The 20,905-nt window shown below is 68.9% G+C and carries 18 protein-coding genes and 1 pseudogene; 6 read left to right on the top strand and 13 right to left on the bottom strand.

Going from position 1 to position 20,905, the window contains the following annotated elements; translation table 11 throughout:
• Window positions 1-65: 65 nt before the first annotated feature.
• From ABS64_RS08840 to ABS64_RS08825, 4 genes are read right to left on the bottom strand one after another with little or no spacing between them, the layout of a single operon-like run.
• Window positions 66-950, bottom strand: coding sequence for a hypothetical protein (locus ABS64_RS08840; RefSeq protein ID WP_292682889.1), 885 nt, complete (start codon window positions 948-950; stop codon window positions 66-68).
• Window positions 947-2,011 (bottom strand): TniB family NTP-binding protein, encoded by a 1,065-nt coding sequence (locus ABS64_RS08835; RefSeq protein WP_292682886.1) that lies wholly within the window; start codon window positions 2,009-2,011, stop codon window positions 947-949. The genes ABS64_RS08840 and ABS64_RS08835 overlap by 4 nt, the downstream gene beginning before the upstream one ends.
• A 2-nt stretch (window positions 2,012-2,013) precedes the next feature.
• Window positions 2,014-4,050: a Mu transposase C-terminal domain-containing protein gene (locus ABS64_RS08830; protein WP_292682883.1), complete on the bottom strand. Its 2,037-nt coding sequence runs from the start codon at window positions 4,048-4,050 to the stop codon at window positions 2,014-2,016.
• The gene (locus ABS64_RS08825; protein WP_292682879.1) at window positions 4,043-4,960 is read right to left on the bottom strand and encodes a hypothetical protein; all 918 of its coding nucleotides are present in this window, start codon (window positions 4,958-4,960) and stop codon (window positions 4,043-4,045) included. Before ABS64_RS08825 ends, ABS64_RS08830 begins: the two co-directional genes overlap by 8 nt.
• A 115-nt stretch (window positions 4,961-5,075) precedes the next feature.
• Here ABS64_RS08825 and ABS64_RS08820 point away from each other — a divergent pair, with 115 nt between their 5' ends.
• Window positions 5,076-5,438 (top strand): helix-turn-helix domain-containing protein, encoded by a 363-nt coding sequence (locus ABS64_RS08820; protein ID WP_292682876.1) that lies wholly within the window; start codon window positions 5,076-5,078, stop codon window positions 5,436-5,438.
• A gap of 1 nt (window position 5,439) precedes the next feature.
• Window positions 5,440-6,402, top strand: a complete 963-nt coding sequence (locus tag ABS64_RS08815) for an SRPBCC family protein (protein ID WP_036291246.1) — start codon at window positions 5,440-5,442, stop codon at window positions 6,400-6,402.
• A gap of 158 nt (window positions 6,403-6,560) precedes the next feature.
• Here the strand turns inward: ABS64_RS08815 and ABS64_RS08810 are convergent, their stop codons facing one another.
• The 7 genes from ABS64_RS08810 to ABS64_RS08780 all read right to left on the bottom strand — a co-directional run bounded on the left by ABS64_RS08810 (window position 6,561) and on the right by ABS64_RS08780 (window position 14,975).
• Complete coding sequence (locus ABS64_RS08810) at window positions 6,561-7,250, bottom strand: response regulator (protein WP_288121181.1); 690 nt, start codon at window positions 7,248-7,250, stop codon at window positions 6,561-6,563.
• 4 nt (window positions 7,251-7,254) lie between these two features.
• Window positions 7,255-9,807 (bottom strand): DUF4118 domain-containing protein, encoded by a 2,553-nt coding sequence (locus ABS64_RS08805; protein ID WP_292682871.1) that lies wholly within the window; start codon window positions 9,805-9,807, stop codon window positions 7,255-7,257.
• Window positions 9,808-10,233: 426 nt separating this feature from the next.
• Window positions 10,234-10,854, bottom strand: coding sequence for a potassium-transporting ATPase subunit KdpC (kdpC, locus tag ABS64_RS08800; RefSeq protein ID WP_292682869.1), 621 nt, complete (start codon window positions 10,852-10,854; stop codon window positions 10,234-10,236).
• Window positions 10,855-10,878: 24 nt separating this feature from the next.
• A complete protein-coding gene (kdpB, locus tag ABS64_RS08795) occupies window positions 10,879-13,050 on the bottom strand; it encodes a potassium-transporting ATPase subunit KdpB (protein ID WP_292682866.1) in 2,172 nt (723 codons plus the stop codon).
• A 1-nt stretch (window position 13,051) separates the two neighbouring features.
• The gene (gene kdpA / locus ABS64_RS08790) at window positions 13,052-14,740 is read right to left on the bottom strand and encodes a potassium-transporting ATPase subunit KdpA (protein ID WP_292682863.1); all 1,689 of its coding nucleotides are present in this window, start codon (window positions 14,738-14,740) and stop codon (window positions 13,052-13,054) included.
• A complete protein-coding gene (gene kdpF, locus ABS64_RS08785) occupies window positions 14,740-14,829 on the bottom strand; it encodes a K(+)-transporting ATPase subunit F (protein ID WP_036290811.1) in 90 nt (29 codons plus the stop codon). Before kdpF ends, kdpA begins: the two co-directional genes overlap by 1 nt.
• Complete coding sequence (locus ABS64_RS08780; protein ID WP_155947595.1) at window positions 14,829-14,975, bottom strand: hypothetical protein; 147 nt, start codon at window positions 14,973-14,975, stop codon at window positions 14,829-14,831. The genes kdpF and ABS64_RS08780 overlap by 1 nt, the downstream gene beginning before the upstream one ends.
• A 124-nt stretch (window positions 14,976-15,099) precedes the next feature.
• On the opposite strand from ABS64_RS08780, the pseudogene ABS64_RS08775 reads away from it, so the two are divergent.
• A pseudogene (locus ABS64_RS08775) lies at window positions 15,100-15,420 on the top strand (ABC transporter permease); the annotation flags it as partial.
• 26 nt (window positions 15,421-15,446) lie between these two features.
• On the opposite strand, the gene ABS64_RS08770 reads toward ABS64_RS08775, so the two are convergent.
• Window positions 15,447-16,826 carry an NAD(P)/FAD-dependent oxidoreductase gene (locus ABS64_RS08770; RefSeq protein WP_292682892.1) on the bottom strand — a complete coding sequence of 460 codons (1,380 nt, stop codon included), beginning with the start codon at window positions 16,824-16,826 and terminating at the stop codon, window positions 15,447-15,449.
• A gap of 139 nt (window positions 16,827-16,965) precedes the next feature.
• Between ABS64_RS08770 and ABS64_RS08765 the strand changes: the two genes are divergently transcribed.
• On the top strand, window positions 16,966-17,289 hold the full coding sequence (locus ABS64_RS08765; protein WP_016463758.1) for a hypothetical protein: 324 nt from the start codon (window positions 16,966-16,968) through the stop codon (window positions 17,287-17,289).
• 154 nt (window positions 17,290-17,443) lie between these two features.
• Here ABS64_RS08765 and ABS64_RS08760 read toward each other — a convergent pair whose 3' ends face one another.
• Window positions 17,444-18,052, bottom strand: coding sequence for a hypothetical protein (locus ABS64_RS08760; protein ID WP_036319224.1), 609 nt, complete (start codon window positions 18,050-18,052; stop codon window positions 17,444-17,446).
• Window positions 18,053-18,152: 100 nt separating this feature from the next.
• Between ABS64_RS08760 and purM the strand changes: the two genes are divergently transcribed.
• Together purM and purF are read left to right on the top strand one after the other, a co-directional pair.
• The gene (purM, locus tag ABS64_RS08755; RefSeq protein ID WP_292682856.1) at window positions 18,153-19,265 is read left to right on the top strand and encodes a phosphoribosylformylglycinamidine cyclo-ligase; all 1,113 of its coding nucleotides are present in this window, start codon (window positions 18,153-18,155) and stop codon (window positions 19,263-19,265) included.
• 61 nt (window positions 19,266-19,326) lie between these two features.
• The gene (gene purF / locus ABS64_RS08750) at window positions 19,327-20,808 is read left to right on the top strand and encodes an amidophosphoribosyltransferase (RefSeq protein ID WP_061681110.1); all 1,482 of its coding nucleotides are present in this window, start codon (window positions 19,327-19,329) and stop codon (window positions 20,806-20,808) included.
• Window positions 20,809-20,905 lie beyond the last annotated feature (97 nt).

Below are 20,905 nucleotides of genomic sequence, written 5' to 3'. Positions count from 1 at the left end.
TCGTCTTCTTCTCCACCGGGATCACTGGTGGTCTTCCCATGTCGAACTCTCCGCTCAGGACTCAATCAATGGTCCTGCCACAAAGTCTGACGCGCGACATCACCAACCTCGCTGCATAGAACATCTAGTGGAATGTACAACGACGCGAAACGGGTAGGCCGTGTTGCGCGACGAGTCGGCCGCAGCCACAGCACAATCCTCTCGATCAAGATGTCGGCGGGACCGCCGACCGGTGGGATGTCATCTGTAATGGCGGCGCGGAGGTTCTTGGTTGACGACGTCCGCCATCGTTCGACCGTCGTCCTATCAGAGAGGACCTCGAGGATGGCGACGGTCACGGGGTACAGCAATGCGCGGCCAAGGATCTCGCGGTCGTCGGCGCTCATGCCGCGCGTCAGTGGCGAGCCGTGCGGCCTGGTCAGGACTGCATTGTCGCGCACCATTTCCCACACTCGCGCGTGAAGTTGTGCAGAGACGCGGCCGACGGTAACCAACCGCCGGAACCTATGTTCCGCGTGTGCTTGAGCGGGATCGAGCGGAAGGACCGGCTGCGACGCGGGCGGGGTGCCTGGACCGGCCCACACCATCTGACCAGGATGCCGAAGGCACCAGTTCTCGCGATCATGTGGGATTTGCTCCACGCGTTCTCCTGCGCCGCAAAGCCGGCAGAGGAATCGCTCAGGATAAGTTCCCTCGGGGTCCGGCTGCGCGTGCCCCTTCAATCTTGCGTAGTGACCAGGGGGCCGCCCCGCGCCAGCTTCAACGATTGCCGCGGCTGCGCCATCGACGGCCCAGACACGGTTCAGGTAGGGCTGCGCCCGGGTGGTCAGTCCCCGCTCGGCGATCTCCAGCGGTACCCCCGCGGCTTCGCACTGGCGCCGCAGGTACGAGCGCGGCGACTCCAGCCTGTGCCACTTGGGGCGGACTGCCCAGGCGAGCTCACCGGTCACGCGGCCTCGTCAAGGTTTTCCTCGTGGAGGTCATCGAGAGTGATCTTGTGCCGGACCGGCGTCGTGTACCGCAAGTCATCCAGCACTGCGTACAGCCGCTGGCGTGTGACCCGTTCGTTCCTGCGGGCGGTATCGTCCAGGGTCGCGGCGACCAGCCGCTCGACGATCATTGCAAGAACGGAGAGCTGGCCGGCCGCAGCCTTATGGAGGACCGCCGCGTTGCGGGTTAGGAGCCCCGGAACGTGACCGCACAACGGGAGATTGCGGTCGAAGACAGCCACCCACCGATGCCAGAGCACTCGACCCTCGTCCGCTTTGAAATCGGTCTTGCGTAGCGTCACCATGTCGCACCGCATGCGGACTTGAAGCCCTTCTCTGCTTCCGAACGCCTTTCCCCCTCCCAGGTCGATGCCGACAAGGAGGACGGTGGCGGACGACTCGTTCTGCAGCGCTTTGATGACGCTGGAGGGTTCGCTACCGCCCAGTCGGTGGGCCTCGTCGATCACCAGCAGTTTGGTGCGATGAGTCTGCAGCATGTCGACCGCCATTTTGCGGAGTCTGTCGGTGTTCGCGTGAAGCGGCACCGAGACGGTGGGTGCGAGGAACTCGATGATCTGTGCGAGCAGTGCCTTGCCGGTGGAGTGGTCGGTCATCTCCGTCCACACCACCGGGACCTCCCCGCGGTCGACGTAGTCAGGATGGCGGGCGGCGTGCGACTGCTCAGTAGAGCGGGCGAGAAGTAGCGCCAACTCGGTCTTGCCGTAGAACATGGGCGCGGAGATCATCAGACCGCGGCGTGAGTTCTTTCGGCGCGGATTTGAGGCGATGAGCTTGGCCAGGATCCGGGCGCCGATGTCCTGCTCGGGTGTTGGCACACGCAGCGTGAGATGGAGGAAGTCGTCCCGGGCCTGATCGTACGCAGCTCGCTCGCTAGTCGGCAGGGTGGAGTACTCGGCGAACGACAGCGGGGGAGGTGAGGGCGGGAGAGCGGTGAACGCCTCACGCAGTCCGAGCAGGGTGGTCTTGCGCGCGTGGTGTAGCACCAAAGGTTCGACGATCACCTTCAGAACTCCTTCACCGTGACGATGTCGTACTCGGGCGAGTCCCAGTCGATGTCATCGACATCGGCGGGGTCGGTCCATCTGTCCAGGTCGATCGGCTCCGGTTCTGTCGCGCCGGCATCGGACATGTAGGGCGCGGTTGCGGCGGCGGCCTTGTCGCGGAGGTGGCGATTGCGGGCGCGCTTGTCACTGCGCTCCCGCCTCTCCATGACATCCAGGAGCTCCGTCCTCTTCGGGGTCTCGCCCGGTTCACCGGAGCCGAACCGTTCGACTAGCTTCACTGCGGCCTCGGCGGCCATCCACGCCGCCTTGTCGTCGAGCGCGGTGTCCCAGCACTCGATCCACTCGTCGGTTTCTGGGTGGCGCACCCAGACGGCGTTCGAGTTGTAGGGGTCGTAGCTGATGGCAAACTTTCGGGCGCGAGTCGAGCCTGCCGCCGCCCCGGTGAGTGAGCGGCCACGAAGGTCGGCCAATAGCGGTGAATCGTACGTGCGGTTGTTGAACTCGATGCCCTCGTTGCTGATGACGCGCGGTTTCGAGGGGAGCAGCGCGAAAAAGTCCTCCGCACGGAATGGCAACTGAACGCCAGGCCCGACTTCGAATAGCGCGGCGTACATCTGGTTCGGCGTCCACTCCCGCCCTGGGAATAGCGGTGACTTCAAGCCGCCGTGTTGTGTGTTCAGGTAGACGGTCGTGATCCATGTCTCGAATGCGAGTCGCACCGAGTCGAGCGTGAGTGTCGGAGCATCTCGCTTTCCGCGATTTGCGACTGAGTTGCCGGTAGCACCGGCGAGCCAAGTCGCGAATCCAGACGAGGTTGTGCCGAAGTTCCGTTCAACGTGGGGCTTCACGGTTGGGCTGTTGGGCGGAGCGAGCACCAAAGTGATCCCGAACGCGCGGCATGCAGCCTCGAACGTGGCTGAACGGTAGTCGGCGCCTCCGTCGATCGTGATCGCGTGGGGGAAAATCCAGGGAACGGCTAGCGAGTCGTCGTCGAGGTAGGGATTCACTCTCTTCATCAACTCGACGGGGAGAGTCGTCGAGCCGGATAGCAGTGCTGCTGCCGAGCCCGGAATCGCACGGCGCCCAACGATGGCGCGGGCTAGCAACAGCGCGTGATCGAAACCGCTCGGAGAATCCGCGTGGATCGCCCACGCCAACGGCACCCTGCTCGCGACGCAGAACAGCACCGTCGCGGTGGGGCGGAATACGTTGCCCTTGTCATCCCAGACCTGCACATCAAGCTTGGTCGAGTCGATCTCGCAGACCACGCCGAGCCCGAAAGCGTTGCCGGAGAAGTACTGACGGTTGGGGCTGTTGGAAGCCGTTCGTCGAGTGGTCGCCTTGTCAAAGCTGTATCGGCCAGCGTCGCGTTCGTTGATGTATCCCTGCAGGGAGTTGTCCTTGACAGCACAGATGGAGTCGCCGGGATACATCGCCTCAAGCATTCGACGGACGAGCACCGCACAGTGCCGCCTCGTCGTGGTCGGCATGTCCCTTCGATCGTCGAGCGCGCGGTCAATGACGGCAACCAAGCGCGGATCGGCCTTCGATATCGCCAGCCGTTTCTTGCTCTTGCGGTGCATCCGAGCGTCCAGGCCCGCCGCACCGTGAGCCTGGTACGCGCCCCAAAGGCTGTAGAGCGTACGTCGCGACCGCGCGAGCGACGTGCCCGCCATCTCGGCGACCTTCGAAGCAATCCGTTGCTCCTGGCTTGTTGCTCCCGGATCGTACGGCGGGCGCGGGCTCGCGGCGGTCGCGTCCATCGGAATTCCCCGGAACGCCTCAAGCAGATGTTTCTCCATGTCGCGCACGTCGGTAGGCCAGTCGCCGTCGCTCGGCCGCAGCGGAAAGTCGCCGTCGCGTCGCGCGCTTCCGGCGTACGAGAGCAGCTCAGGGACCGACAGGACCAGCCAGTCGTCGGCGGTGCCATCGCGCCGCAGCTTCGCTTCGGTGCCGCGACGGACTCCTTCCCATACCCAGGTCTCGCCATCGATCTGGACGGCATCGCCAAGTCGAAGTTTGTGGTCGTCATGCATCAGCCAACGTTCCTTCCAGGACGCGCTCCGAGGACGTGTAGACGGTTTCGCTACTGAAGGTCGCGGCGAGATCGAGCTCCAGAAGGCCGCGCCACGCGAGGTTGTCAACCCACGCGCAGGCCAGAGGAGGACAGTCTGGCGACACGATCCGGCAAAGCTCGCCGCGGGTTCGGCCGCCGCGGGCGGCATCCAGTATCAGTGCCTCGACCCTCGCGGCCGGTCTGCAGCGGTCGTGACGAGACACGGAGATGCAGTCGAGGTTCCGTGTCGCTTGTGGATCGTGCCCGGTTAGCACGCGGTATTGCCATCCGAGCGCGCTGCAGACCTTCGCCGTCTCGTCGAACTGGACACGGGCCTGGTCGTCGACGAGTCGGATAGGACGGACGTCGAACAACCCGTAGCTACCATCGGTGAACTGCGCCAGTAGATCGGGTACGTGCCAATGTCCGGACAGCCGCGATCCATGTCCGAACGCGATCGCCATCGGCTGTGCCCACAGTCGATCCACCTGACCGCCATAGTCCAGCCACAGCACCTCCCAGCGCTCCTCCTGCGACTCGCACCACACGTGGCTGCGCGAACGCTGCCAGTAGTAGAGAGCGCCGGTGAAGTAGTGCCGAACGCCCTTTGACGTGCGCACCAGCATTGGATCAATCGCGGACCAGTCTCGGTCGCCGAGGTCCCGACTGACGGGCGCAAACTCCTGGTGGATTGTGGAGTCGTGTTCGCTGATGCGCGACACCCAGTGTGCCTCGGTGCCAGCCGAACGGCGTCGGGTCGTGATCCGCTTCGCGATGTCGACCGGTCGCACCTGGATGCCTCCCACCGGGCCCGCAACGCTGCGCGCCTCTTGCTGATGCTCCCGCTGAGGAAGCTCAGCGGTCGGAGCCGCTTCGGCGTTTCGCTGCATTCAGTGCAACGGGAACAGGAGCCAGTGCAACGAAAGGGCCCCAAGTGCAACGAGAACGCGTTCCCGACAACGAGGGTATTGACGCCCGGTATCCACTGCCCTAACGTACAACCAAATGGTTGCACAAACTGAGTTGAGCGACGATGACACCGACCGGCTGTTCCACGCTCTCGCGGCGGCGACGAGGCGCGACATCCTGCGGCGCACCATCGTCGACGAGCAGTCGGTGTCGGCACTCGCCGCGGACTACGACATGTCGTTCGCCGCGGTGCAGAAGCACGTGGCCGTGCTGGAAGTGGCCGGCCTCGTCATCAAGCGCGCCGAGGGACGCGAGCGTCTCGTGCGCGCCGATCCCCGCATGATCGCCCGGGCCCGAGCGCTGCTCGCCCGTTACGAAGACCTCTGGCGTTCGCGGATCGACCGCCTCGACGCCCTGCTCGCTGAACCCCACGATCCCCGTCCCACGCAAGGAGACTGACATGCCCGTCCGCGACATCACGACCGACCCCGAGAACCTCACGATGACCCTCGTCGCGGATGCCGCGGCGCCCGTGTCCCGCCTCTGGGAGGCGTTCACGAACCCGCGCCAGCTGGAGCGGTTCTGGGGTCCTCCCGGGTGGCCCGCCACCTTCACCGCGTTCGATCTGCGCCCCGGCGGTCGCGTCGACTACCGGATGACGAGCCCGCAGGGCCAGCGCTCCGCCGGATCGTGGGAGGTGCTGAACGTCGACCCCGGACGCAGCTTCGAAGTCCTCGACTCCTTCGTCGGCGACGACGGCGAGAAGCTCGACGGCTTCCCCTCGATGCGCATGGTCTTCTCGTTCGAGGCGACCGCCGACGGCTCGCGACTCACCAACACCACCTACTTCACGTCGCTCGAGGCGCTCGAGCAGGTCGTCGCGATGGGGGCGATCGAGGGTTCGCGTCTGGCGATGAGCCAGCTCGACGCCGTGCTGCAGGACCTGCGGGCGTACGCGCAGGGCAAGGGCACTCGCACCGAACTCCTCACCGACCAGCACGTGCGCATCACCCGGCTCATCGAGGGTTCGCGCGAGCTCGTCTGGCGCGCTCACCACGAGCCGGAGCTGCTGCGTCGGTGGCTGCTCGGCCCCGACGGCTGGCAGATGGTCGAGTGCGAGGTCGGCGAGACCACCCGCTTCGTCTGGCAGCAGGGCGACGACGAGTCGACCCGGTTCGGGTTCGAGAGCGAGACCGTGCTCAGTGAGCCGATCTGGCGCGAGGTCTCCACCGAGCGGATGATCGGGATGCCGGGACCGGCGACGGTCAATGACCTGCAGCTCTACGAGGAGGACGGCGCGACCCTGCTGACGTTGCTGATCGAGTATCTCGACAAGGAGACGCGCGACATGGTCCTCGCCACCGGCATGACCGACGGCATGGAGACCTCGTACGCACGCCTGGAGGCGGTCGTCGCCGCCTGAGGGGTCGGGGCGTTTCGACTCGGCCGTCCTCGAGCGATCCGCGACGCAACTGCAAGGGATGCTGCCCGACACGCCGCGGCATCCCTTGTCCCTCCCCGCGTGTCGCGGCTACGGCCTTGCAGTTCGGATGGGGGCGGGGCGGGGCGACTCGACCGCGGTCAGTCGCCGAGCACGAGTCGGTAGCCCATGCCCTGCTCGGTGAGCAGATGCTGGGGATGCGCCGGATCGCGCTCGAGCTTCTTGCGGAGCTGAGACATGTAGAGGCGCAGATAACCCGAGTCGGCCACCTGGTCGGTTCCCCAGATGTCTCTCAGCAAGTTCTGCCGGGTCACGAGCGTGCCGGGATTGCGGGCCAGGAACTCGAGCATCCGCCACTCCGTCGGCGTCAGGTGCACGACCTCGTCGCCGCGGACGACCCGGGTGGCGGCGAGGTCGACCTCCACATCGCCGAAGCGCACGACAGGCGTGTCCACGGATGCCGCGGATGCCACGCCCCGCCGACGTGCGAGGGCGCGCAGGCGTGCGAGCAGCTCGTCGATCTGGAACGGCTTCGTGACGTAGTCGTCGGCGCCGGCATCCAGAGCCTCGACCTTGTCGGCCGAGCCCGTGCGTCCGGACACGACGAGGATCGGCAGGTCGGTCCACCCGCGCAGCGCGTGGATCACCTCGATGCCGTCCAGGCGCGGCATGCCGAGATCGAGCATGACGACGTCGGGGCGCGCCTGGGCCGCCGTGGCGATCGCGGCGGCGCCGTCGGGCGCGGCGATGACGTCGTAGCCGTGCGCGGCGAGGGTGATCCGCAGCGCCCGCACGAGCTGCGGATCGTCGTCGGCGACCAGGATCTTCACGATCTCATCCTCCCGCTTCGGCGACCGAGGGCGCGGCGAGAGTGGATGCCGCGGCATCCACCGGCAGCGAGACCACCATCGTCAGCCCCCCGCCGGGCGTGGTCTCGGGCGTCAGCGTGCCGCCCATGCCCTCGGTGAAGCCCTTCGACAGGGCGAGCCCGAGCCCGAGCCCCGTGGTGTTGTCGGTGTCGCCGAGCCGCTGGAAGGGAGCGAAGATGTCGTCCTGGCGGTCGGCGCTGACGCCCGGGCCGTGGTCGACGATCCGCAGCTCGACGGTCGAGCCGAGCCGGCTGGATGCGATGCGCACGCGCGTGCCGGGCGGCGCGTAGCGGCGCGCATTGGCGAGGACGTTGACGATGACCCGCTGCAGCAGCACGGGGTCGGCGCGCACCGCAGGAACGGTCTGATCGAGCGCGAGTTCGACGACGTCGGGTCCGATGCCCAGCTCATCGAGGGCCTCGAGCACTGCTCCCGCAAGGTCGACAGGGGAAAGCGAGACGGCGAGCACGCCCGCCTGCACACGGCTGACGTCGAGCAGATCGGTGACCAGCGCCGCGAGCGCGGCGAGCGACTCGTCCGCGGTCGCGACGAGCTCGTCGTGATCGGCGGCGCTCAGCGACGGCCCCGCCGCACGCAGGCCGCCGACGGCCGCGATGGCCGCGGCGAGCGGGCGGCGCAGGTCGTGACTGACCGCCGACAGCAGCGCCGTGCGCACCTGGTCGGTGGCGGCCAGGGCGTCGGCGGTGCGGGCCGTCTGCGTGAGCTCGCTGTGTTCCAGAGCTGCGGCGAGCTGGGCGGTGATGACATCGAGGAGGCGTCTTTCCGGGGCGCCGACATCGCCGCCGTGCAGCTCGAGCGTGGCGCGAGGGCCCCCCGCGGCATCCGTGCCGACGGGCACCACGATCGCCCGGCCGTCGCGCACCGGCTCGCCGTCGGTCGCCAGCACCTGCTGGGTGGATCCGTCTCCGGCCAGCAGGCGCGCCCCGCTCACGCCGAACGCCTCGCGGGTGCGGCTGACCAGGGCCGGGACGGCGCTCTCGCCGCGCAGCACGCTGCCCGACACCGTCGCCAGCAGCTCCGACTCGGCGGCCGCGCGCCGAGCACGGCGCGTGCGACGTGCGGCTTGATCGACGATCCAGCTCACCAGGATCGCGATGACGACGTAGAGCACGAGCGCCAGCGCATGCAGCGGGTTGTCGATCGTCACCGTGAAACGCGGATGGATGAAGAGGAAATCGAGCGTCAACCCCGACAGCACCGCCGCGAACAGCGCCGGCCAGATGCCGCCGATCAATGCCACGACGACCACGAGCAGCTGGTACGAGAGCACGTCGGAGGTGATCGTCTCCTCGTTGGAGGTCGCGAACAGCAGCCACGACAGCAGCGGCCCGCCGGTGAGCGCGACGACCAGCCCCAGGATGCGCCGGCGCCAGCCGAGCGCCCCGCCCGTCACGCGCGGCAGATGCAGCGTTCCGCCCGCGGCGGCGTGGGTGACGATGTGCACGTCGATGTCGCCCGACTCGCGGATGACCGTGGCCCCGATGCCCGGGCCTGTGAACGCCGCGCCGAGGCGGCTACGGCGGCTGGCGCCCAGCACGAGCTGCGTCGCGTTGACCGACCGCGCGAACTCGACGAGGGTCCGCGGCACGTCCTCGCCGATCACCTGGTGGTAGCTGCCGCCGAGCGACTCGACGAGTGCGCGCTGGGCAGCGAGGGCTCCGGGAGCGGCGGCACGCAGCCCCTCCTGCGTCGTCACGTGCACGGCGAGCAGCTCGCCGCCGGCAGCACGCGCGGCGATGCGCGCCCCGCGCTGCAGCAGCGTGTCGCCCTCCGGGCCGCCGGTGAGGGCGACGACGACGCGCTCGCGCGCCTGCCACGCCCCGCGGATGCCGTGCTCCTCGCGGTAACTCTGCAGCGCGCTGTCGACCTCGTCGGCGAGCCACAGCAGCGCGAGTTCGCGCAGGGCCGTGAGGTTTCCGAGGCGGAAGTAGTTCGACAGGGCGGCATCGATCCGCTCCGCGGGATACACCGCGCCGGCGGCGAGGCGATCTCGCAGCGACTGGGGTGCGAGGTCGACGACCTCGATCTGGTCGGCGGCGCGCACCACGGCATCCGGTACCGTCTCGCGCTGCGTGACCCCGGTGATCTGCGCGACCACTCCGCCGAGCGAGGCGATGTGCTGGACGTTGACGGTCGTGATGACGTCGATACCGGCGGCCAGCAGCTCTTCGACGTCCTGCCACCGCTTCTCGTTGCGGGAGCCGGGTGCGTTGGTGTGGGCGAGCTCGTCGACGAGCGCGATCTCCGGATGCCGATCGAGCAGGCCGTCGAGGTCGAGTTCGTCGAGCTCGACCTCGCGGTGGCGCAGACGCCGGCGTCCGAGCGTGGGCAGGCCTTCCGCGCGCGCCGAGGTCGCCGCACGGCCGTGGGTCTCGACGATGCCCACGACGACGTCACGACCGTCGGCGAGCAGGCGATGGCCCTCGGACAGCATCTCGTACGTCTTGCCGACGCCGGGCGCGGCTCCGAGCAGCACCCGCAGACTGCCGCGCTTCATGCGTTCACCCTAGTTCTCCTGCCGCCCGCCCGAACGGCAAGGGATGCCCGGCGACGCGCCGTGGCATCCCTTCCGGGGGCGGCGTGTCGGCGCGTAGACCTTGCAGTTGGGGTGCGGTCCGCGGCCCGGACGGGGCTCCCGCCGTAGGCCCGACCCGACCTGCCCGACCTGCCCGACCTGCCCGAACCGGCCAGACCGACCCGACGAGACCGACCCGACCCGGCCACCGCCACCTGCCCGAGCTGAACCAACCGCAACCGACCCGAACTGCAAGGGATGCCGGGGGGCACGCCGTGGCATCCGTCGCACCGGCGGCGTGTCCCGGCGTCGACCTTGCAGTCCGGTTGCTCCCGCGAGTTCCGACTCGGCCCCGCTCGTTGAGCGACGCAGCGCGTCGAAGCGCCGCTTGCCGCCGTCCCGCACGCGTCAGCGTCCGAGGGCGTCGAGGGCGATGTTCAGCTCGAGCACGTCGACGCGGGGCTCGCCCAGGAAGCCGAGGTCCCGCGCCGTGGTGTGCTGATCGACGAGCGCCGTCACCACGGCCGGGTCGAGGCCGCGCGCCGCCGCTACGCGGGCCACCTGCAGCTTCGCGTACGCCGGCGAGATGTGCGGGTCGAGCCCGGAACCGGATGCCGTGACGGCATCGGCGGGGATGTCGCCCACCGGCACGCCGTCCGCCGAGGCGATCGCGGCCTGGCGCTCGCCGATCGCGGTCACGAGGTCGCGGTTCTCGGGCCCGAGGTTCGAACCGCTCGAGGCCGTGCCGTCATAGCCGCTGCCCGCGGCCGATGGCCGCGACTGGAAGTACTGCGGGAGGGCTGCGCCGTCGGCATCCGTGAAGGACTGGCCGATCAGCGCACTGCCGACGACCTGACCGCCGGCGTCGCGCACGAGCGAGCCGTTCGCCTGCGCGGGAAGGGCCAGCTGGCCGATGCCCGTGATCACGGCCGTGTACGCGATGCCGAGCACGGCCGTGGCGACGAGCATCGCACGGGCGGCGACGCCGAGGTGGCGGGCATATGTACGGGTGGAGGTACGGGTGGACATGACGATGCCTTTCGAGAACCCGGCTCAGAAGCCCGGGAGAAGGCTCACGACGAGGTCGATGAGCTTGATGCCGACGAAGGGGGCGATGACGCCGCCCAGGCCGTAGATGAGGAGGTTGCGCCCGAGGATCTGCGAGGCGCTCGCCGGCCGGTACGCGACGCCCTTCAGCGCCAGCGGGATCAGGACGACGATGATGATCGCGTTGAAGATGATGGCGCTGGTGACCGCCGACGCGGGCGAGTGCAGCTGCATGAGGTTCAGCGCCGCGAGTCCGGGGAAGACGCCCATGAACATCGCCGGGATGATCGCGAAGTACTTCGCGATGTCGTTGGCGAGAGAGAACGTCGTCAGCGCTCCACGGGTGATGAGCAGCTGCTTGCCGATCCGGACGATGTCGATGAGCTTCGTCGGGTCGGAATCGAGGTCGACCATGTTGCCGGCCTCCTTCGCGGCGGAGGTGCCCGTGTTCATCGCGACGCCGACGTCGGCCTGCGCGAGCGCGGGGGCGTCGTTGGTGCCGTCACCGGTCATCGCGACGAGCGCGCCGCCGGCCTGCTCGCGCTGGATGAGCGCCAGCTTGTCTTCGGGGGTCGCCTCGGCGAGGAAGTCGTCGACGCCCGCCTCCGCGGCGATCGCCCGCGCGGTGAGCGGGTTGTCGCCCGTGATCATCACGGTGCGGATGCCCATCGCGCGCAACTGCGTGAACCGCTCGGCGAGGCCCTCCTTGACGACGTCCTTCAGGTGCACGGCGCCGAGCGGAACTCCTCCAGTTCGGGGGTCGAGCGTGGCGACCACCAGCGGGGTTCCGCCGGACTGGGCGATGGCGTCGGTGAATTGGAGGAGTTCGGCGCGCTGCTGCGGCGCCACGGGCTGCCCCTCCGCCTCGAGCCAGGCGAGCACGGCGGATGCCGCACCCTTGCGCACCTGCGTGCCGTCGGCCAGGTCCAGACCGCTCATGCGCGTCTGTGCGGTGAACGGCACGGGAGTCGATCCCTCGGGTGCGGCGGGGGCGACCCCCTGAGTCGCGGCGAGTTCGACGATCGACACACCCTCGGGAGTCGGGTCGGCGAGCGACGACAGCACGGCCGCGCGGGCCAGCTCGTCGCCGTCGACACCGGTGAGCGCGGCGAAGGCGCTCGCGCGGCGGTTGCCGTAGGTGATCGTTCCGGTCTTGTCGAGCAGCAACGTGGTCACGTCGCCGGCGGCCTCGACGGCGCGGCCCGACATGGCGAGCACGTTGTGCTGCACGAGGCGGTCCATGCCGGCGATGCCGATCGCCGACAGCAGCGCGCCGATCGTCGTCGGGATCAGGCACACCAGCAGCGCGACGAGCACAGGGATGCTGACGGGGCTCGCCGCGTACGAGGCGATCGGGTTGAGCGTCAGCACGACGATCACGAACACGATCGACAGGCTGGCCAGCAGGATGCCGAGGGCGATCTCGTTGGGGGTGCGCTGACGGTTCGCGCCTTCGACGAGCGCGATCATGCGGTCGACGAAGGTCTGGCCCGGCTGGGAGGTGATGCGCACGACGATGCGGTCGCTGAGCACGCGGGTGCCGCCGGTGACGGCGCTACGGTCGCCGCCGGACTCCCGGACGACGGGCGCCGATTCGCCGGTGATCGCGGACTCGTCGACCGTGGCGATGCCCCAGATCACGTCGCCGTCGCCGGGGATGAGCTCGCCGGCCGACACGACCACGACGTCGTCGAGGGCGAGCTCCGAGGAGGCCACGTCGTCGGTGGCGGCAGCTGTGCCCGCGGCATCCGTGGCGGCGTCGTAGGCGCGCACCCGGTGCGCGACCGTCGCGGTGCGGGTCGTGCGCAGGGCCTGCGCCTGCGCCTTGCCGCGGCTCTCGGCCACCGACTCGGCGAGGTTGGCGAACAGCACGGTCAGCCAGAGCCAGACGGCGATGCCCCAGGTGAAACCGGCCGGCACGGGCGTGCCGCCCGAGTTCTGTGGGCCGCCGAGGAAGGGTTCGGCGATGGCGATGGCGGTGGTGAGGGCCGCGCCGACCCACACGAGGAACATGACGGGGCTGCGCCACAGCTCGGCGGGGTTGAGTTTGCGCAGGGCCCCGGGAAGGGCGCCGACCAGCTGCGTCCAGCCGAACGCGCGGCGGGTGGGAGCGGGCGACGACGCGGCGTCGTCACCGGCGGGTTGCGGACGGTCGAGGACCGGAGCGGACGTGTTCATGTCAGGAGAGACCTTCTGCCAGGGGACCCAGCGCGAGAACGGGGAAGTAGGTGAGAGCGGTGATGACGACCGTCACGACCGCGAGCAGGCCGACGAACTGCGGGCGATGCGTCGGGAGGGTGCCGGCGGTGGCGGGCACGCGCTCCTGCGCGGCGAGCGAGCCGGCCAGGGCGAGCACGAGCACGATCGGTACGAACCGCCCGAGCAGCATCACCACCCCGAGCGCCGTGTTGAACCAGGGCGTGTTGGCGGTGAGCCCGGCGAAGGCCGAGCCGTTGTTGTTCGCGGCCGACGTGAACGCGTAGAGGACCTCGGTCATGCCGTGGATGCCGGGATTGAGGATCGACGTCGCCTCGACATCGGCCCGCACGGCGGGGATGCCGAAGCTCAGTGCCGTCCCCGCCAGCACCAGGGTCGGAGTCACCAGGATGTAGAGGCTCGCGAGCTTGATCTGGGTGGGGCCGATCTTCTTGCCGAGGTACTCGGGGGTGCGACCCACGAGCAGTCCGCCGACGAACACGGCGATGATCGCGAGCACGAGCATGCCGTACAGGCCCGACCCGACACCGCCGGGGGCGACCTCGCCGAGCATCATGTTCAGCAGCGGAATCATGCCGCCGGTGGCGGTGTACGAGTCGTGCATCGAGTTCACGGCGCCGGTCGAGGTGAGGGTCGTCACGGCTGCGTACAGCGCCGAGCCGACGATGCCGAAGCGTTGCTCCTTGCCTTCCATCGCGCCGCCCGCGAGCTGCGGGGCGGTGCCGTGTCCGGCGACCTCGAGCGCGCTCACCGCGGCGATCGACGCGATCGCCAGCGTCGACATGACCGCGAGGATCGCGTAGCCCTGACGGTTGTCGCCGACCATGCGGCCGAACGTGCGGGGGAGCGAGATCGGGATCACGAGGATCAGCAGCAGCTGGAACAGGTTCGTCCACGGCGTCGGGTTCTCGAAGGGGTGCGCGGAGTTCGCGTTGAAGAACCCGCCGCCGTTGGTGCCGAGCATCTTGATCGCCTCCTGCGAGGCGACCGGTCCGCCCGGGATCGACTGCGTCGCTCCGGTGAGCGTGTGCGCGTCGACGAAACCGTTCAGGTTCTGGATCACGCCGCCGGCCAGCAGCACGACGGCGGCGATCACCGCCATCGGCAGCAGCAGTCGGCCGAGGCCACGCGTGAGATCGACCCAGAAGTTGCCGATCGTGCTCTGCCCGCGCCGCGCGAAGGCGCGCACGAGCGCGATCGCGACGGCGATGCCGACGGCGGCCGAGACGAAGTTCTGCACCGTGAGGCCGGCGAGCTGCACGAGGTAGCCCATCGTTGCCTCGGGGGAGTACGACTGCCAGTTCGTGTTGGTGACGAAGGATGCCGCGGTGTTGAACGCCAGGCCCTCGGGCACGGCCGGCAGCCCGAGCGAGGCCGGCAGCAACGCCTGCAGGCGCTGGAGCGCGTAGACGAAGAGCACGCCCATGAGTGAGAAGGCGAGGACGCCCCGGGTATAGGCCTGCCAGGTCTGTTCGCTGCGCGGATCGACCCCGATGAGGCGGTAGACGACCCGCTCTGCGACGGCATCCTTCTCACCCGTGAAGATCCGGAACATGAGATCGCCGACCGGGCGGTACAGCAGCGCGAGCAGCAGGACGAGGGTGGCGATCTGGAGCACGCCGAACCAGATGTCGGCCGAATCGACGCCCATCAGAAGCGTTCCGGTTTCACGAGGGCGACGACGAGGTAGACGACGCTGGCGATGCCCAGCGCGGCGCCGATGATCGAGAAGACGTCCATCAGAGTCGCTCCGCCCCCTTCACGACGAGGGCGACGATCGCGAACACCGCGACCGTCACGACGACGTAGATCACATCGAGCACAGCAACTCCCGGACACTGACCGCGCTCCGACGTCGGCGCGGGCGCCCACCATGGGCACGGCATCCGATCCAACTCCTGCGCGGCGGCCGCTTCCGGCGTCCTTACGGTTTCCCTACGGCCCGGCGGGCGGTCCTCACGGCACGCTCACGTCGCCGACGGCGGTGGGGCGTTTCGACTCGCTGCGGTCACGGGGGCCGGCGTGGTCGGCTGGCTCGCGGTGATCGGCATCTTGCTGCTGTTCACGGCGGCGCTGACGTGGGTGGCGGTGATCGCGGGGTTGACGGCGAAGACCGTGGATGGCGCGAGCGCCTTCAGCTATCCGCTGATCTTCCTGCCGTTAATCAGCTCCGCCTTCATGCCGACCGACTCCATGCCCGCTCCGGTCGCCTGGTTCGCACAGAACCAACCGGTGACCCCGATCGTCGAGACGATCCGTGCTCTGTTCGCGGGCACGCCGGTTTCGGGTCAGATCTGGGTGGCCCTCGCGTGGTTGCTCGGCATCCTCGTCGCCGGTGAGGTCAGGCGAGGGGCGAATCAGTCGCCATCGACTCCGGCGCTCACGCCGGCGTCGGCATCCGCGGCCGCGCGCTGCTCGGGCGTGAGCCGCCGGCGCTGCGCCTTCGACGGTCGGATCGCCGGCACGTCGCCGACGATCGGCACCGGCGTCCGGTACAGGTGCACGCCGTAGCGCGCGACCAGACCGATGAGCACCATCAGCTTGTTGCGCGGACCGAGCAGGCTCGTGATGTGGACGAAGAGCCACGTCAGCCAGCCGAACGAGCCGGTGAGGGCGACCGTCTTGCGCAGGAGCGGAATCTTCGAGAGGAAGCGCAGACGGTGCAGCCCGGGAAGGTTGGCGATGCCGGGCAGCTCGCCGATGGCGGCGCGACGGCCGATGATCGCCAGCTGTCCCTTGTCGTAGTACGAGAACGGCTGCGTCGGCTGTCCCGCGATCAGGCGGACGATCTGGCGGGCGACGTGCTCACCGCCCTGGATCGCCGGCTGTGCCAGCTGAGGCAGGTCCTGCGGCGCGATCGCGACGTCGCCGGCGGCGAAGACTCCCGGCAACCCCACGACCTGCAGATCCTCGCCGACGCGGATGCGGTCGCCCTTGTCCAGCGGCAGGCTCCAGTCCCGCACCTCCTCATGCGGTGCGACGCCCGTCGCCCACACGGTGAGATCGGACGGCAGCACCGTGCCGTCCGAGAGCACGACGGCATCCGGTCGCACCTCGTCGACGCCGGAGCCGAGGCGCAGCTCGACGTCGCGGCGGCGCAGCTGGGCGGCCGCATAGTCGCGGAGCTTCGGGATGAACGGCTTGAGGATCTCGCTGCGCTGCACGAGCGTGATGCGGAACGCATCGCCGTCGAGCTCGGGGTACGCCGGCTCGAGGCCCTGGTCGCGCAGCTCGGCGAGGGCACCCGCCATCTCGATGCCGGTCGGCCCGCCGCCGATCACGACGACCGAGAGGCCCTTGGTGCGCTCGCCCTGCACGGCGACGCGCTCCAGCCGTGTGAAGAGGGCGTCACGGATCGCGATCGCCTGCGAGCGGGAGTAGACCGCGAAGGAGTTCTCCTTCGCGCCCGGCGTGCCGTGATACGCCGTCGTCACCCCGTTGGCGACGAGCAGGTAGTCGTAGGACATCTCCTGACCGTCCAGCAGACGCACCGTGCGGGCATCCGTGTCGATCTCCATCAGGTGCTCGTGCACGACGTCGAGGTTGGGCTGGCGCACCCGCAGACTGCGGAGGAAGTGGGTGACGTCGCCCGGGTTCAGACCGCCTGTGGCGACCTGGTACAGCAGCGGCTGGAACGTGTTGTAGACGCGGCGGTCGACGAGCGTCACCCGCACGTCGGCGTGACGCAGGGCTCGCGCGGCGCTGATGCCGGCGAAGCCGCCGCCGATGATGACCACGTGCGGCCTCGCGTCGCGCGTCGGGTTCGTCGAGTCGTCGGGAGCCTGCGATGCGGATGCCGTCATAGCCGCAGATTACCGCGACCACGTGACAGACCCCTGTCCCTCGCGGCCGATGCGGGGGTGGGAGAATAAGGGGATGAGCCCTTCCGACGACCGCCGCATCGAGACCGCGCAGGTGCGCCGCAGCCCGCGGTACACGGTTTTCCTGCTGGCGGGCGCGTTTGTCGGCATCCTGGCCGCTCTCGTGCTCACGTTCGCCTTCGGCGGTGACAACGAGAGTGCGAGCACGGGGGTCTCGTACTCGACGACGCAGGTCTTCGGGTTCATCTGCCTGTTCGCGATCCCGATCGGCGTCGCCGTCGGCGGCGTGGTCGCGCTCGTTCTCGACCGCTCGCTGGCACGTCGTGCCCATGAGGTGCGCGTCGAGCGCGAGGTCATCACGATCGACGACGCAGAGTAGCCGCCCGGCGCTCGCCCCGGAGTCGCCAGCGGCAGGCAATCTGCCCAGAACAGGCCGATCAGCCGCGCAATGGCCTGCCCCCGGCAGATTGCCTCTGCTCGGTCGAGCCGGGGATGCCGCGAGCGCCGGATGCCGCCGCTCCCGGATGCCGCCGCTACGCGATGTCGGCGATGATCGGCGCGACCGCGGCGTCGAAGGCGGCGATGTCGCCGCGCAGGCCGTCGGTCACCGCGATCGTGAGCGCCCCGATCCACCAGACGCCGCGCTGCGTGAACGGCAGCACTTGGACGTTGAGTTCGAACGAGTGCGCGCGCCGTCCCACGACGCGTTCGTGTTCGGCGATCGCGCTGGCATAGGCGCGGTACGACGCACCCGTACCCAGACGCGACCGATAGCGCTGATGCTCGGCGCGGGCGTAGGCCACGGCATCCGTCCCGTGCGGGGCGATCGCATCGGCGAGCTCGTCGAAGCCCTCGACCGGGAGCGCCACCACCGTCTCGAACCCGTCGATGAGCTCGAGGGGCACGGGAGAGGGATTGGCCTGCGGCTCGACCGTCAGATCCCAGTACGCGCGCCACTGACGCTCGATCGCCGAACGGTCGTCGTACTCGCTGATCGGTGCGCTCAGGGGAGGGATTCCGCGCAGGTGCGGAAGCTCCTCCGGAAAGCGGATGCCGAGGACCTGGCGCAGATACAGCGCGACGAGCACCGGAAGCGTGGCGTCCTCGCGGACGATCCACTCCGGTGCTTCCGCGGCTGCCATGTCGCCATCCTAGGGACAGCGCTCGGCGCGGCGACAGGGTGCGATCGGCGCCTCTGCGCCGACGGTCCGCGCGTCCCGCCCCTGCCGGTAGGCTGTTCGCGTGGCAGAAGCCCCACAGAATCCCTATTCCGAAGCCGGCGTCGACACCGCGGCGGGAGATCTCGCCGTCGAACTGATGAAGTCGGCTGTTCGTCGCACCCACGGGCCCGAGGTGCTGGGCGGTGTCGGCGGGTTCGCCGGCCTGTTCGACGCCTCGGCGCTGCAGTCCTACGAGAAGCCCCTGCTGGCCACCTCGACCGACGGCGTGGGCACCAAGGTCGCGATCGCGCAGGCGATCGACAAGCACGACACGATCGGCCAGGACCTGGTCGGCATGGTGGTCGACGACATCGTGGTGGTGGGCGCGAAGCCCCTGTTCATGACGGACTACATCGCGTGCGGCAAGGTCTTCCCCGAGCGCATCGCCGACATCGTTCGCGGCATCGCCTCCGGCTGCGAGCAGACCGGCACGGCGCTCGTCGGCGGCGAGACCGCCGAGCACCCGGGCCTGCTCGGCGTCAACGACTACGACGTCGCCGGAGCGGCCACCGGCGTCGTGGATGCCGGCGACGTGCTCGGCGCCGACCGCGTGCGCGCCGGCGACGTCGTGCTGGCCCTGGCCTCCAGCGGAGCGCACTCGAACGGCTACTCGCTCATCCGCCACATCGTCGCGGGCAAGGGCATCAGCTACGGCGCCCCGGCCGCCGACTTCGGTCGCACGTGGGGTGAGGAGCTCCTCGAGCCCACGCGCCTGTACACGCTGCCGCTGCTGAACGTGCTCACCGCGCTGCCCGGCGCCGTGCACGCGCTCAGCCACGTGACCGGTGGCGGTATCGCCGCGAACCTCGCTCGCGTGCTGCCGCCGCAGGCGTGGGTCGAGGTCGACCGCTCGACGTGGTCGCCCAGCCCCGTGTTCCGCGTGCTCGCCGATCTCGGCGGGCTGCGTCTGGAAGACACCGAAGGCACGTGGAACCTCGGCGTCGGTTTCGTCGCCGTCGTCGCGCCCGAGAAGGCGGATGCCGCGGCATCCCTCCTGTCGGACGCCGGTATCGCGACGTGGCAGGTCGGCGTCGTCCAGGAGGGTGCGCGCCCGGAGGGCCACTTCGAGCAGGGCGCCAAGGGCGTGGACGGCGGCGCCGTGCGTCTCGTCGGCGCGTATTCATCAGCCGTCTAGGTTCATCGGCTGCCGAGGTTCATCAGCCACCTCGGCGCAGAAACGGATTGAGCAACACCACATGTGCGGAATCGTCGGCGTTGTCGGACAGGGCCCGGTCAATCAGGACATCTACGACTCGCTGCTGCTGCTGCAGCATCGCGGGCAGGACTCGACGGGTATCGCGACGGCCGAGACCAGCGGCGTCTTCCACCTGTTCAAGGCCAAGGGACAGGTGCGCGAGGCGTTTCGCACCCGCGACATGCGCGCCCTCTTGGGCAACATCGGCCTCGGACACGTGCGCTACGCCACGAAGGGCACCGCGTCGAGCGAGGAAGAGGCGCAACCGTTCTACGTCAACGCCCCCTACGGCATCGTCCTGGTACACAACGGCAACCTCACCAACACGCGTGAGCTGACGCAGGAGCTCTTCAGCAAAGACCGCCGTCACCTCAACACGAGCTCCGACACCGAGCTGCTCGTCAACGTGCTCGCCAACGAACTGCAGTCTTCGATCTCCGGGCTCGAGCTCGACCCAGCGCAGGTGTTCCAGGCGGTCACGCGGGTGCACGAGCGCGTCGAAGGCTCGTACGCGACCATCGCGTTGATCGCCGGGTACGGTCTGCTCGCGTTCCGCGACCCCTTCGGCATCCGTCCCCTCATCCTCGGCACGCGCCCCGCGGTGGATGCCGAGGGAGCCCCCACCGGCCGCTACGAGTGGATCGTCGCGTCCGAGTCGCTGGTGCTGGAGAACGGCGGCTTCGAGGTCGTCCGCGACGTCGAGCCCGGCGAGGCCGTGTTCATCGACGTCGAGGGCAACCTTCACACCCAGCAGTGCGCGACGAACCCGCAGCTGGTCCCGTGCTCGTTCGAGTACGTCTACCTCGCCCGTCCCGACTCGATCATGAACGGCATCTCGGTGTACGAGGCGCGGCTGCGGATGGGGGAGCGCCTGGCCGACACGATCGCGAAGTACACCCCCGCCGGCACGATCGACGTCGTCATGCCCATCCCCGACAGCTCGCGACCGGCGGCCATGCAGGTTGCGCGCAAGCTCGGCATCGAATACCGCGAGGGCTTCTACAAGAACCGCTACGTCGGTCGCACGTTCATCATGCCCGGCCAGGCGGTGCGCAAGAAGAGCGTGCGGCAGAAGCTCAACGCGATGTCGAGCGAGTTCAAGGGCAAGAACGTGCTGCTCATCGACGACTCGATCGTGCGCGGGACGACGTCCAAGGAGATCATCCAGATGGCCCGGGATGCCGGGGCCAAGACGGTCACGTTCGCCTCAGCCGCCCCGCCGGTGCGCTACCCGCACGTCTACGGCATCAACATGCCCTCGCGTCACGAACTCGTCGCGCACGGCCGCACGATCCCCGAGATCGCCGAAGAACTCGGTGCCGACTACATGGTCTATCAGGAGATCGACGACCTGAAGGCCGCGATCCTCGAGGGCTCGACCGACGTCCAGGACCTCGACATGAGCTGCTTCGACGGGCGCTACATCACCGGCACCGTCTCGGACGAGTACCTCGCCTGGGTCGAAGGCACGCAGGAGAGCTGACCCGGGACTTTCCCCCGTCCTGCCCCGGCGCCGATACGGTAGTCCAACACCTTCGCCCGTCCGCGACAGCTCGATGAGAGTGAGTGCAGCGATGAAC

The organism is Microbacterium sp. SCN 69-37, assembly GCF_001724435.1.
GTDB lineage: Bacteria > Actinomycetota > Actinomycetes > Actinomycetales > Microbacteriaceae > Microbacterium > Microbacterium laevaniformans.
Note: the sequence above shows the minus strand (reverse complement) of the source record. Positions and strands in the feature narration are given on the sequence as shown.

Bases quoted from the DNA above. Each gene is read 5' to 3' on its own strand.
- ABS64_RS08830 (WP_292682883.1), bottom strand. From the start codon at position 4,050: ATGCATGACGACCACAAACTTCGACTTGGCGATGCCGTCCAGATCGAT.
- ABS64_RS08825 (WP_292682879.1), bottom strand. From the start codon at position 4,960: ATGCAGCGAAACGCCGAAGCGGCTCCGACCGCTGAGCTTCCTCAGCGG.
- ABS64_RS08820 (WP_292682876.1), top strand. From the start codon at position 5,076: ATGGTTGCACAAACTGAGTTGAGCGACGATGACACCGACCGGCTGTTC.
- ABS64_RS08815 (WP_036291246.1), top strand. From the start codon at position 5,440: ATGCCCGTCCGCGACATCACGACCGACCCCGAGAACCTCACGATGACC.
- ABS64_RS08805 (WP_292682871.1), bottom strand. From the start codon at position 9,807: ATGAAGCGCGGCAGTCTGCGGGTGCTGCTCGGAGCCGCGCCCGGCGTC.
- kdpC (WP_292682869.1), bottom strand. From the start codon at position 10,854: ATGTCCACCCGTACCTCCACCCGTACATATGCCCGCCACCTCGGCGTC.
- kdpB (WP_292682866.1), bottom strand. From the start codon at position 13,050: ATGAACACGTCCGCTCCGGTCCTCGACCGTCCGCAACCCGCCGGTGAC.
- kdpA (WP_292682863.1), bottom strand. From the start codon at position 14,740: ATGGGCGTCGATTCGGCCGACATCTGGTTCGGCGTGCTCCAGATCGCC.
- kdpF (WP_036290811.1), bottom strand. From the start codon at position 14,829: ATGGACGTCTTCTCGATCATCGGCGCCGCGCTGGGCATCGCCAGCGTC.
- ABS64_RS08780 (WP_155947595.1), bottom strand. From the start codon at position 14,975: ATGCCGTGCCCATGGTGGGCGCCCGCGCCGACGTCGGAGCGCGGTCAG.
- ABS64_RS08765 (WP_016463758.1), top strand. From the start codon at position 16,966: ATGAGCCCTTCCGACGACCGCCGCATCGAGACCGCGCAGGTGCGCCGC.
- ABS64_RS08760 (WP_036319224.1), bottom strand. From the start codon at position 18,052: ATGGCAGCCGCGGAAGCACCGGAGTGGATCGTCCGCGAGGACGCCACG.
- purF (WP_061681110.1), top strand. From the start codon at position 19,327: ATGTGCGGAATCGTCGGCGTTGTCGGACAGGGCCCGGTCAATCAGGAC.